The 12,710-nt window shown below is 75.3% G+C and carries 2 protein-coding genes; both read right to left on the bottom strand.

Annotation, left to right across the window (positions count from 1 at the left end; all coding sequences use genetic code 11):
* Positions 1 to 33: 33 nt before the first annotated feature.
* The gene (locus LPA42_RS27015) at positions 34 to 1,098 is read right to left on the bottom strand and encodes a hypothetical protein (protein ID WP_077937376.1); all 1,065 of its coding nucleotides are present in this window, start codon (positions 1,096 to 1,098) and stop codon (positions 34 to 36) included.
* 150 nt (positions 1,099 to 1,248) lie between these two features.
* Entirely contained in the window at positions 1,249 to 12,687 is an 11,439-nt protein-coding gene (locus tag LPA42_RS27010; RefSeq protein WP_228986940.1) for a hypothetical protein, read from the bottom strand.
* Between the last annotated feature and the right edge of the window lie 23 nt (positions 12,688 to 12,710).

Genomic DNA, 12,710 nt, shown 5'->3' with positions numbered 1-12,710 from the left:
CTCGGCGGCCTCTCGGGTCGGGGGCACCGGGCCTCACCGGGCCGGAGCCGCGGCGACGGTCCAGGCGGGCGGCTGCTCGACGGGAGCGGTCAGCGCCACCATCGCGCGGTGCGCGGCCACCGAGTCGACGACGGGACGGTCACCGGCCGACCGTAGGTGCGCCATCAGCTCGACGTCGGGGCTCAGGCCGTGACACTCCAGGTAGTACGCCACGGTGTCGGTCCAGATCCAGGCCCCGTCGGTGCGGTAGCTCATCGGCACCACGTCGCCGCGCCGCGGCTCGACGACGTCGGGTGCGCCGGCGGTCGTCGCCATCAGCACGTGCCCGGCGCGCAGGTAGGACAGGACGCGGTCCCGCTCCGGGCCGGCCGGCAGCACCTCGTGGCCGGGGTCGAAGCGTGGCCCGGCGACCGGGTCGACCCGGTCGAAGACCCGGGCGATCGTGACCGGGCCGGCGGGCCGCGCGGCCCACAGCAGCGCGGAACGGCCGCGCGCGAGCCGTTGGTACGGCGGCAGCGCGGTCGCCGGACCGTACACCTCGACCTGCGGGTGTTCGACCCCGGCGGACCACAGCGCGCCCTGCACGGCGGCGGCGATGCCGGGCTGCCCCTCGGGATCGGCCGTGGTCTCCAGCAGGTAGACCGGCGCCGGCCGGCCCGGGTTCGTGGCGTTGGGCGCCCGCCACGCCCGCCACAGGCCGACGGCCCCCGGCGCGGCGGCCGCCACGGCGACGGCTGCCGCGTCCGGGCCACCGTCGGCGGCCACGGTCGACGTGAGGTCCAGCACCACCGGCACCATCGTGGCGGAATCCCCGGGCAGCAGCGGCGCGAAGGCGTACGCCGGCAGGGCAGCCGCCCGCCCGGCGTTGCGCGGGGCGGGATCGTCGACGTCCGGCAGGGCGGCGGCCAGCAGCGCCGCCTCGGCGGCGTCGACGGTCAGCCGGCCCGACCCGACCGCGGCGCGCAGCGCCCGGGCCACGTCCTCGACGCGCCCCTCGGACAGCCGTTGCCGGGCCCCCGTGACGACCACGTCCGACACCCGTCCGGCCAGTCTGAGCAGCAGTTCGTGGTAACGCCCGAGCGTCGTCGGTTCGGTCATCGCCCGCCTCCCGTCCTGTCGTTGCGCCCCAACCTACGGCGGCGCGGCGTCCCGCGAGCCGTGCCCGCGCATCGTTGCCCCGGCAGCGCGGTGGACTGCCCGACCGCACCGCGCCCCGGCCGGGCGGGCCGCCTCGGCCGGGCGGCCGCGTCAGGGCGGCGGCCCCCCGGCCGGCCGGCCGGAGCCGGGGAACGCCACGAGCGTCCCCATGTCGGACACGGTGATCTTGTGCTTGTCGGTGAGCGACACCCACGTGGTCTGCGTGCCGCCGTACGCCTCGCCGTCGTGTCCCCACGCCTGGACGCTGCGCACGAACTCGTACACCGCGCCACCCGGCCCGGGATAGCGGGCGCCGCTGCACGACACGAACAGCAGCGGCGCCTGCCTGCCGGAGGGCGCCTGGAGGAGGGCGCCGGACTGCCACACCAGGAACGCCAGCTCGTTGCCCCTGAGCTTGCGGTGCGCGCCGCTGGCCGCCAGCCGGACGAGGAAGCTCGCCGGTTCGGCGTGGGCGCTGATGTAGAACAGTTGCCGCTGGCCGAGCCCCGCGCGACCGCCGAACGGGGTTGGCAGCTCCTGCTGGAAACTGTCGGGGTCGCCGTCACTGGTCTGGGCGTAGTGGTCCAGCGGGTCGTCCTCGGCGACATCCTGGAACTCGTACCAGATCCTGGTGCTGCCCTTGATCGGGAAGACGATGCCGACGACCCGGTCCGCCTTGCGCACGACGACGTGTTCGACGTCGTCGATGGTCAGGGGCTGTCCCCGCCTGGTCGGCTGGTCCGCGGCGGTCGGCGCGGTGACGGCCAGGGGCACGGCCGGTGCCGTCGGCGGCGCCGGTGTGAGGTCGCCCGGCGACTGGGGGATCTGCACGAACATCCCCATGTCGGAGACAGTGATCTTGTTCTTCTCGAAGATGGACGGCACCAGCCGCTGGGTCGGCCCGTACGCCTCGCCGAGATGTCCCCACTCCTGCACCTGCCGGAAGAAGTCGTGCGCGGCACCGCCCGGGCCCGGGTAGCGGGCGCTGGAGGGCGTCAGGAACAGGATCGGCGCCAGCGCCCCGGAACGCGCCCGCCGCAACGCGCCGGTCTGCCGGACGAGGGCGGCGAAGTCCCCGCCCGTGAGCAGTCTGGTGCCGCCGCCGCGCAACGCCACCGCGAACCTCGTCGGGTTTCCCTGGGTGTAGACGTACACCGGTTCCCGTCCGTCGAACGCCCGACGGCCGCCGAAGGGCATCGGCAGCTCCTGCTCCTCGCTGTCCGGTTGGAGGCTGGTGGTCTGCGTGTAGGACCCCAGATCGCCGTCCTGATCGATCCCCAGCACGCTCTCGGGCATGTGCTCGCGGTCGCGGGGCTGAACGGGGAAGACGACGGCGACCACCTTCCCCGAGCTGTCCGTGAGCACGATGTTCTCGGTGTCGCCGATGCCCAGGTCGGTGTCGCCGGTGGGGTCCGGCGTGCCCGGTCCGGCCGCCGACACGTCCCAGGAGACCGGGTCCTCCCCGCCGGCCGGCACGGCGTCGGGGCGCGCCGGGAGCAGCGCGGCGGCGAGGAACTCCTCACTCGTCAGGCCCGTCGCCGGGTCCACGGTGAACGTCCTCCACCGGTCGGCGGTGGTGGGCTCCGCCGGTCGGCCCCGGCCGCCGTCGCGCCGGGTGGGCGCGACGAACGCCCGGCCGTCCGACGTGGTCCACGCCGTACCCTCCGGGGCGGTGACGGGTGTGCCGGGCAGCAGCCGGGCGAGCTGCTCGGCGAAGCCCGACCCGGCCGCCGTGCGCCCGGCGAGGAGCAGCACCGGCCGCCCCGTCCAGCGTGGGTCCGCGCGGATCGCGTCCGCGAGCTGCGTGGGTGACAGCGGCGTGTCGCCGACGACGATCCCGCCGGCGTCGCCGTCGGCGAAGACGACGAACGTGCCGTCGCGGGCGGGGAAGCGTCGCGCGGCGTCGAGGGCGGCGGTGTCGTCCGGGTCGGCGAGCAGCAGCCCGGCCGGCACCGGTCGCGGGGCCACCGGTGCCGTGGCCGGGCCCCACGGCACCGCCACCGGGCCGGGCGCCGTCGTCGGCTGGTCGAGGTGGGGTCCGACGCTGGTGGTGGCCCCGGCGCCGGGGGTGATGTGGTGCCAGACGGCGGTGCCGGCGGCACCGGGTCGGGGGCGGCCGTCCGCGGTGTAGACGGTGGGTGCCGTGAAGGTGTGGTGGTCGGGCGTGGTCCAGGCGGCGTGGGTGGGCGCGGTGACGGGCACGCCGAGGTGGTGGGCGAGCTGGGTGGCGAACCCGTCGGGTCGGGCGGCGGTGTCGCAGCTGACGAGGGTGACGGCCTGCCCGGGACGCCAGGCCGGGTCGGCGCGGACGAGGGCGGCGAGCTCGGCGGCGGTCAGCGTGGCGTCGGCGGCGGCGAGGTGGGTGGGGGTGCCGTGGGCGAAGACGAGGTACCGGCCCGAGGTGTGCGGGTGGCTGGCGGCGAGGTCCAGGTTGGCGGTGTCGGCGGCCGGCAGCCAGACGAGGCCGGCGGGCACGGGTGTGGACACGATCGGGCCCGGACCGGCGGCGGTCGGCGGCTGGGCGAACCGGACGGCGGCGGGCGCGTCCACGTCCATCCCGTCGCCGTCGCCGTCGCCGTCGTCCAGCTCCATGTCGTCGCCGGCGTCGGCCCCCTCGTCGTCGTCCGAGTCGGCCGGGTCCGGGGCCTCGTCCATCGCGTCGTCCATGGCATCGTCGGTCGTCGCGTCGTCGTCCGAGGCGGCGTCGTCGAGGTCCTCGGTGTCCATGGCGTCGGCCCCGCCGTCGGACTCCGACTCCGCATCGGCCCGGCCGCCGCCCCCGGTGTCGCCGTCGCCGGGCCCGGTGGCCGCCGCCACGGGCGGGGGCGGGTTGGCGGTGGTGTGCAGGTGCCGGTACAGGCCCCGCGGAAGGGTGTCGCCGAACTGGCTGGTGAGTTCGTCGAGTCCGACGCTGGGCCGTTCCATGTCCATGACCGCGCCCAGGGCCTCCAGGTCGACGGTGGACGCGGCGCGGGCCAGCAGGTCCGTGCCGTCGGAGACCGCCGTGAAGTTGTCCTGACCGTCGTAGTTGGACATGAAGTAGTCGCGGCGGGTCGTCGCGGTGGCCTGGACCGGCCAGGGGTCGCAGATCACCGCGTCGGCGCTGTCGGGGTCGCCGATGACCACGAACGCGTGGTCGAGGCTGTGGTTGATCTGGGTCAGCCGGACCCCGGGCAGCAGCTGCCAGAGCAGCGAGAACGCCAGCGCGGCGTTCTCGCCGCAGTTGCCGGTGTGCAGGTGCGTGGCGACCACGCCCTGCTGGGCCAGGCGCACGGCCGGATCCTGGTCCGGGGTGAAGTAGTCGCCGCTGCGGACCTTGCCGAGATACTCGTGGGTCAGCCCGCCGGTGCGGGCCACGTGGTCGACCTGGTTCGCCGAGCCACGGTAGAGGTGCCGCTTCGTCGTCTCGATCACGTGGTCGCTCACCATGAGCAGCAGCTTCTGTTGCTGCTCCGGGGTGCCGGCGAGGGCCTGGAGCTGCTGCTCCCGCTCCGCCTGCCGCTCCGAGCCCCGGGCCTCCTGCAGGTCCTGGAAGGCCTGCCACGCCTGCTGCTCCCAGGACGGCGGCGGCGGTGACGGCGCCCAGCTGACCGGCCCGGCCACCGCCGGGTGCGCCGCCCCGCCCAGGCGTGCCCCGTCGGGACGGGAGTCGACCTGACCGGTGTCCGGATCCACCGTCAGGGTCCGCCACTGGTCGGCCTCCGTGCTGGGGGCCGGCCGGGGACGTCCGTCGGCGTCGTAGTCGGTGCCCGCCACGAACGCCTGACCGTCCCCGGCCAGCCACGCCGTGCCGTTCGGCGCGGTGACGGGCGTCCCCGGCAGCAGGCCCGCCAGCATTTCGGCGAAGCTCGCCGACGGTGCCGCCCCGGCCGGCGACGCGGCCGTGTCGCACGCCATCAGGACGACCGGCCGGCCACCCCAGGCGGGGTCGTCCTGGATCATCCGCGCGAGTTGCGCGGGCGTGATCCGGCGGTCGCCGACGACGAGGTGCTCGGGCGTGCCGTGGGCGAAGACGACGTACCGGTCGGGGTCGGGCGCGAAGGCGCGGGCAGCGTCGAGGTTGGCCCGGTCCGACCCCGGCACCAGCACCCGTCCGGCGGGCACGGACAGGTCGACCACGTCGCCGGGCGCGTCCCCCCGCGCCCACGGCACGGGCTCCCGGGCCGCCTGCTGCGCGGCCGTGGTCACCTTGGTCGCCAATTCGGTCGTCTCCCCGGCGAGCAGGGTCGCGCTGCGCTGCTGCCGGGTGACCTCAGGCAGGGCCGTGTCGAGGGCGGCCGACCACTGCTCGGGGCTCCCCGCCGCCGCGTCCGCCCGCGCGAGGCCGTCGGCGGCAGCGGTGAGCGCGGCCCGGGCCCGGCCGTGGGCCGACTTCGCCGCGGCGTACGCCGCCCATGCCTCGCGGGCGGCCAGGCGGGCGGCGGCCGAGTGGGGTTCGGCGGCGGCGATCCGGGCCGCGCCGTCCCGGGCCGCGGCCTGCGCCCTGGCGACCTCGGCGGTCGCCTCGCTGACGTCCTTCGCGGCCCGGTCGAGCTGCGCGACGGCCGGGTGGACCGACGCGGCGTACGCGTGCAGGCGCTCGGCCGTCTCCCGGGCCCCGTCGAGCGACCCGGCGGCGGTGGCCAGCGCCTCCTCGGCCCGGCTGAGGGCGTCCTGCGCGGCCGACTGGGCGTCCCTCGCCGGCTGGAGCCTGGCGGCGGGCACCTTGGCGGCGAGCTCGGTGACCTTCGCTGCCGCCAGCTCGACGGCCGCGCGGGCGTCGTCGTACGCCGTGCGCGCCTGCCCGTCGGCGGCCTCGGCGGCGGCGATCCCGGCCGTCGCCGCCCGGTCGAGATCCGCCGTGCGGCGGTGCGACCGCGACTCCCCGGTGAGCCGGCCCGCCTCGGCCGACGCGGCCGTGACCTCGGCGCTCAGGTCGGTGAGGGCGACGTCGAGGGCGGCCATGTCCTCGATGCCGGCGATCTCGGCCGCGTCGACCGCGTCCGCCGCGGCCTGCACGACGAGTGCGTTCAGGCGCGCGACCTCGCTCGTGTGGTGCTCGACGTGTCGACGTTCGGCGTCGAGCCGACCGAGGTACCGCTCGGCCGTGCCGGCGTGGGACGTCGCCTCGGCGAGGGCCCGGGTGGCGTCGGCGAGGGCGCGGGGGGCGTCGGCCATCCCGGCCTCCGTGGTGGACCGGGCCGACTCGGCGTCCGCCGCCGCGTTGCCGGCCGAGTCCCGGTGCCGGGCCAGCAGCAGCGCGGTGGTCCTCGGGTCGGCTGCCGTCCCGTCGGCGGCCTGCTTCGCCAGATCGGAGGCGGCGGCGATGGCGGTGGCGATCGTGGTGGCGCTGGCCTGTGCCGTCGTCTCCGCCTGCCGGGCGTGCCGGGCGACGCCGTCGGTGTAGGCGGCGGCCCGCGACGCGACGTCGGCCGCCTGGCGGGTCGCCCGGTCGAGCAGGTCGAGCTGCTGGGTGGCGTGCAGGGCGCCTTGCAGGGCCTGCTGGGCGGCGGACCGGGCGGCGATCGCGCCCCGCAGCGCCTGGGTCAACGCGTCCCGCCGTTGCCTGGCCCGCTGCGCCGCCGGCGTCGGCCGGTCGGTGACCAGGGGCGCGATCTCCGCGAGGGCCCGCTCGCCAACGGTCAGCGCGGCCTGCCGGTCCCGTCCGGCCTGCTCGTCGAGTGCCTTCGCCTCGCCGAGGGTGGTCAGGGCCTGCCGGGCGAGGTCGGCCACCCGCCGGTGCGGCGGGCCGACGTCGGCGGCGGCCTGGTCGACCTGCGCCGCCGTCCGGGTCGCCGCGTCGGTCAGGTCGGTGACCGCGTCGACGGTCCGTTCGATGCTGCGGCCGATGCCCGTCAGCTCGAACAGTGCGTGCTCGGCGGTGGTGTCGAAGGTGTGCAGGGCGATGGCGGCCGGCGTGACCTCCTCGACGACGATGTGTTCGTAGCGGTCGTTGGTCGTGCGGCTGACCACCTCGAAGCGGGCGCCGGGCAGGAAGAGCACCTCCTGTTCGCCGGGCTTGGCCGACAGCGGTGTGATGTCCCGTCCCGAATGGCCGTCCAGCCGCAGCTCCAGCAGCACCGGATGGGTGGTGCCGTCGGCGGTGTAGCCCGCCAGGAACTCCTCCGCGACCCTGCTCCGCCGGCTCGCGCTGCTGAGCGTGCCGAAAGTGATCTGGGCGCCGCCGTACTGGCCGAGTTTCCCCGACACCGGGTCGCCCAGCTTCCCGGCGGCCCAGTCACTGCGCCAGACCGTCATGCCCGTCGCGGGCGGGAGCAGTTGGATGGCCTCGATGGCCATGTCGAAGTGCGCCCGCATCTCCGCCTCGAGCTCGGCCGCCAGGGCGCTCGCCCGGTCGCGCAGCTTCTGCCGGTAGGAGTCGGCCTTGTCGTGCTTGTCGGGGTCGGCCTGGAACTGCCCGAGCAGCTCGACGACCGCCGGGTCCGTGCTGACCGCCGAGGGGATCTCCTGGGGCGCAGCGCCGAGGACCATCTCGACGAGGCGGTCGACGCTCCTTCGCACCGCACGTTCGAGGAGCAGGCCCGACGCGACGGTGCCCACGACGGGGGCGGGCGCGACGGCGTTGAGCAGGCTGTGGTTGCTGCCCGTGTACGCCTGGAGCGCGGTGAAGTGCGCCGGGGTGAGCTGCCGGGTCAGCGCCCGGGTGTCCATCCCGTTGGTGGCGATCCAGTCGAGCATGGCCGTCGACGCCAGGTGCGGCTGGCCCACCGCCTGCCACAGCTCGTACCGCCTCCTGCCGGCGCGCGCCAGGTCGCCCGGTGTGATGCTCTTGAAGCCGTGTGCCTCCGCCTTGGCCTGGTAGGCGGCCTCGTGCGGGAGCATGCCGGTGTCGGCGAGGCCACGCAGGGTCGTGACCGGCAGGCCGAGCGTGGCGAGCGCGTGGTAGACGTCCTCGGCGCTCGTCGCCTCCGACACGACGGGCCCGACGTCGACGATCTCGGCGCCGCGGAGGATCTCGTACAGCGAGTGGTCCTCGGAGGTGAGCATCCAGGCGGCGATGGCCAGCAGGAAATGCTCCGGCGCGACGCCCGGGACCTTGAGCCAGGCGAAGGCGGCGAGCAGCCGGGCGGTGGTGCCGGAGATGCCGGCGACGACCGGCAGGCCGGTCTTGGTGTGGGTGTGGCGGTACCACAGCGAGGTGGTGTCGTTGTCGAACCAGGCGCGTCCGCCGACCCAGGGCAGGGGCAGCTCGACCCCGAGGGCGCCCTCGTCCGTCCAGCTGCTCTCCGGCTGGGCATGGCGCTGCTCGGTGCCGTCGGCGGTGGTGACGGTGAAGGCCCTGCGCCCGGGGCCGGTGAGGTAGCGGCGTTCCCGGTCGCTGAGCGCGGCGCCGAGGGCGGCGAGCTGCCGTGGGGTGAGCTTGCCGGGCACGCCGAGGTTCTTGGCGAAGTCGGCCGTGCCGAGCCGGTTGGAGCGGCCCGCCTGGCTGGCGGTGATGGCGGTGGTGTCGGCGGCCGGCTTCTTCGACAGGGCGGTGATGTTCCCGAGGGCGAAGGGGTCGAAGGCGTAGTTGTAGCCCTTGCCGACGATGCCGGCGATGCCCTGCATGACGGTGCGGTTCCAGCCGGTCAACTGCCGGCGCAGCTTCCGCAGCGCGGCGCTGTCGAGGCCCAACGCGTCGGCCCGGGTCCAGTCCTGGTCCGCGACGATGCTCTGGACGACCTTCTTGAGGGTGGCCTCGGGGCCGGCGTCGTTGTAGTAGGCCGCGTTGTAGAAGGCGGTCATGAGTTCACGCAGGTTGCCGTCGCGCAGCAGCGCACGGACCTCCGCGTCGGTGAGGTGGTCGCCCACCTGGCCGGCGCTGGTCGGGTCGTCCTTGACGAACGAGCGGCGCACGCCGTCGGGACGCCCGTCGTTGGCGTACGCCTCCAGGACCTCACGCAGCCGTTCGACGGTGGCCTTCGCGGCGTGCTGGACGTGGGGGAGCTGGTAGAGGTGGGCGCCGAGGTCGCGTTCGAACCGGGTGGCGTGTTCCCGGTACTCGGCGGTGTCGAGGATGGGCCGGGCGCCGTAGGGGCGGCTGTCGGGACTCCAGGCGACCGGGTGCGGCGGCGGCGCGGAGGCGGTGGTGTGGGGCGGAGCCGACCCGGCGAGGCGGGGTCCCAGGTCGTCGACGGCGAGGAGGTCGTCGGCCGTGGGGGTGAAGGTGCGCCACCCGTCGTCGGGGCCCGGCTGCGCCGGCCGGGGCCGCCCCTCGGCGTCGAGGACGGTGCCGGCGACGAGCGCCGAACCGTCCGGGGTGCTCCAGGCGGTGCCGGTCGGGGCGGTCACCGGCACGTCGAGCAGGCGGGCCAGCGCGGCGGCGAAGCCGGTGTCGGCGTCGGCGGCGGTGCGACACGACATCAGCAGGATCGGCCGGCCCTGCCACCCGGGGTCGTCCCTGATCAGCCGGGCCACGTCCGCCGGGCTGCGGCCCCGCCCCCCGCCGAGGTCGAGCTCGTGCGGCGTGCCGTGCGCGAAGATCACGTACCGGTCGGGGTCGGCCGGGAAGGCCCGCGCGGCGTCCAGGTTCGCCCCGTCGGCTGCGGTGACCAGGACCCGTCCGGCGGGGACCTGCTCGTCGACGACCGGGTCGGTGACCCAGCCGATGGTCAGCTCGCCCTCCAGCGGCGAGGCGGCCGGCCCGAAGGTGTTGGCGGCGTCGAACACGAGCACGTCGAGGTCGTCGAGGAGTTCGTCGATCAACCGGGCCAGCTCCTGCGACTGGCCGTACCGGTCGTCGATCTGCTCCGCCAGGGACCGGACCGCGTCGAGGGCCGAGTCGGCGCTGCCGATCTCCCACTCCGCGTTGGCGACCGCCGTTTCGACCCGCCGGAGGTCGTCGGCCAGGCCACGGATCTGCGTCGGCAGGTGGGCGTGCGCCGCCTCGGCCTCCAGCATCGCCCGGGTGGCGGCGTCCCGGTTGCGGGCCAGCGCCGCCGACCGGCTCAGCAGTCCGTCGTCGTCGTCGGCCGGCAGGCCGTGGGTGAGCCGGGCGGACTCCTGCTCGGCCGCGGCGAGCTGCGTGACGCCGTCCTCGATGGTGTCCACGGCCTGCCCGGCCTCGTCGATGGTGCGCGGCCCCGACTCGGTGGCGGGGAAGTCGGTGAAGAGGACGTGCTGCGCCTGGCCGAGGGCCCGGTTGGCGGCCAGGGCCTCGTGCTCCATGGCCTCGAGGATGTCGTGGGCGTCCTCGCCGGCCTGGTACAGGTCGGCCCAGATCCGCTCGGCCTCCGTCACGATCGCGCGGGCGTTGCCCGGGTCCTGCGCCCGGTCCTCCAGGTCCCGCACGGCGACCCAGGCCCTCGCGATCGTGTGCTGGTAGTCGGCGGTCGTCCGCTGCGCCGCCAGCACCCTGCTCCGCCGCTCCCGCACCGACCCGTCGGCGTCGGACGGGGCCGTGGACCTGTCGAGCAGGTCACGGAACCTCGCGATGGCCGCGGTCAACCCCGGCTTCAGCGCCCGCACCTGCTCGGCCAGGGCGGGAACGGTCTCGGCGAGACTCCGGACGGCGACGCCGAGCCCCGACACCTCCGCGACGGACCGCTTGGCCTCGGCGACGAGCGTCTCCCGGGCGACCCCCTCGGGCTCCACCTCCCTCACCATGATCTTCTCGATGCCGGCGGTCTCGTCGATCTCGCGGGACGTGACGACGAAGCGGGCGCCCGGAAGGAAGAGCACCTCCTGCTCGGTGGGTTTCGCCGAGAAGGGGGTGATGTCCCGGCCGGCGTGACCGGCCAGCTCGATCCCGATCAGCACCCGGTGGCTGGTGGCGCTGTTGGTGTACTTGGCCAGGATCCCCCGGGCGACGCGCTCGTCCCGGCTGGCGCTGTTCAGGCCGGAGAGGGTGAGGTCGTCCCCGCCGTAGGCCGAGAACATCTTCCCCAGCGGGTTGGTCAGGCCGCCGGCCGCCCAGTCCGCGCGCCACACGACGCCCTTGTCGGCCGGGGGGAGCTGCCGCAGCGCGTCGACGACCATGTCGAAGTGCGCCCGTAGCTCGGCCTCGACGGCGTCCCGGATCTCCCGGCCCCGGTCCTGCGCCTGCTCCCGCGCGGCGGCGATCCGCTCCGGCGTCCGGTCGGGGTCGGTGGCCATGTCGTCGTGCAGGCCACGCAGGACCGGGTCGTTGGCGAGGATGGTCGGGATCTCGGCCGGGACGAGGTCGATGAGCAGGTCGACGGCCTCCCGGATCTTGTGCTCCAGCAGCAGCTCGGCGGCGAGGTCGGTGAACGGGCCGGCGGGGGCGACCGCGTTGAGCAGGCTGTGGTTGGAGCCGGTCCACACCTGCAGGGCGAGCAGGTGGGCCCGGGTGAGCCGGTTGGCCAGGGCCTTCGGGTCCACGGAGTTGAAGTTGAGCCACTCCTGGGTGAGCTGCTTGGCCGTCGCCACGTCGTAGGCGGCGTTGGCCAACTCGTCGGCCACCTCCAGGGACCCGTCCAACTCGTCGGACGTCACCGCGGCGTAGCCGTGCGCGGTGTGCGCGGCCCGGGCCTTGGCGAAGTAGGCGGCCTCGTGCGGCAGCAACTGCTCCAGGAGCGCCGTGTCGGCCAGGTCGACCGCCGGAGGCAGCCCCTCGGGCGCGGCCGCCGGCAGCCGGTGCTGCGGATCGCCGACCTGGCGCAGGACGGGGGCCGGAACGCCGAGGGCGGCGAGCGCCTCGTACACCTCGTCGGCGGCCATGGTGGACACCGGGGGGCCGCTGCCCACGATCTCGGCGCCGCGCAGGATCTCGTACAGCGAGTGGTCCTGGAAGGTGAGCATCCACGCGATGACGGCCAGCAGGAAGTCCTCGCGGCTGACCCCCGGCACGTTCAGCCACTCGAACGCCATCATGAGCCGGGCCGTGGTGCCGGAGATGCCGGCCGTCACCGGCAGGCCCGCCTCGTGGTGGGTCCGGCGGTACCAGACCGAGGCGAGCCGGGAACCGGTGTCCAGCACGACGCCGGCCCGGCCGCCGATCCAGGGCAGGGGCATCTCGACGCCCAGCGAACCCTCGGCGGTCCACGAGGCGTCGGGCTCGGCGTGGACCGTCCCGGTGCCGTCCGTCTCGACGGCGGTGAAGGGCCGACGTCCCCGGCCGGAGAGATACCTCTTCTCCCGGTCGCTCAGCGGCGCGCCGAGCGAAGCCAGGTGGGTGGGGGTGAATTTGCCGGGCCCGCCACGGTTGGCCTGGTCGCCGTGGCGGGCGATCCGGTTGGCCTGGCTGCCGCCGAGCGCGATCAGGTCGGTCAGCGGTTTCTCCGACTGCCCGGCCACCCGGCCGAGGGCGAACGGGTCGCCCTCGCCGAAGGTGTGCCCCCGGCCGGCCAGCTTGGCCAGCCCGCCGATCAGCGCACCGGAGAGCGTGTCGAGCTGCTTGTGCTGGCGTTGCAGGGCCGGCACGTCCAGCCCGAGCTGCGCGGCCCGGTCCCAGTCCGCGTCGGCGAACAGCTCCTGGACGACGGTCTTCAGGGTCGGATCGGGCGAGGCGTGGTGGAAGTAGGCGGCGTTGTAGAAGGCCGTCATCAGCTCGCGCAGGTTGCCGTCATCCAGCAGCTCGTCGACCTGCGCGGCGCTGAGCTGGTCACCCACCTGCCCGGCGCTGGTCGGGTCGT

The organism is Micromonospora sp. DH13, from assembly GCF_020873825.1.
Taxonomy (GTDB): domain Bacteria; phylum Actinomycetota; class Actinomycetes; order Mycobacteriales; family Micromonosporaceae; genus Micromonospora; species Micromonospora haikouensis.
Note: the sequence above shows the minus strand (reverse complement) of the source record. Positions and strands in the feature narration are given on the sequence as shown.

Coding starts and splice junctions, on each gene's coding strand:
- LPA42_RS27015 (WP_077937376.1), bottom strand. CDS start 1,098: ATGACCGAACCGACGACGCTCGGGCGTTACCACGAACTGCTGCTCAGA.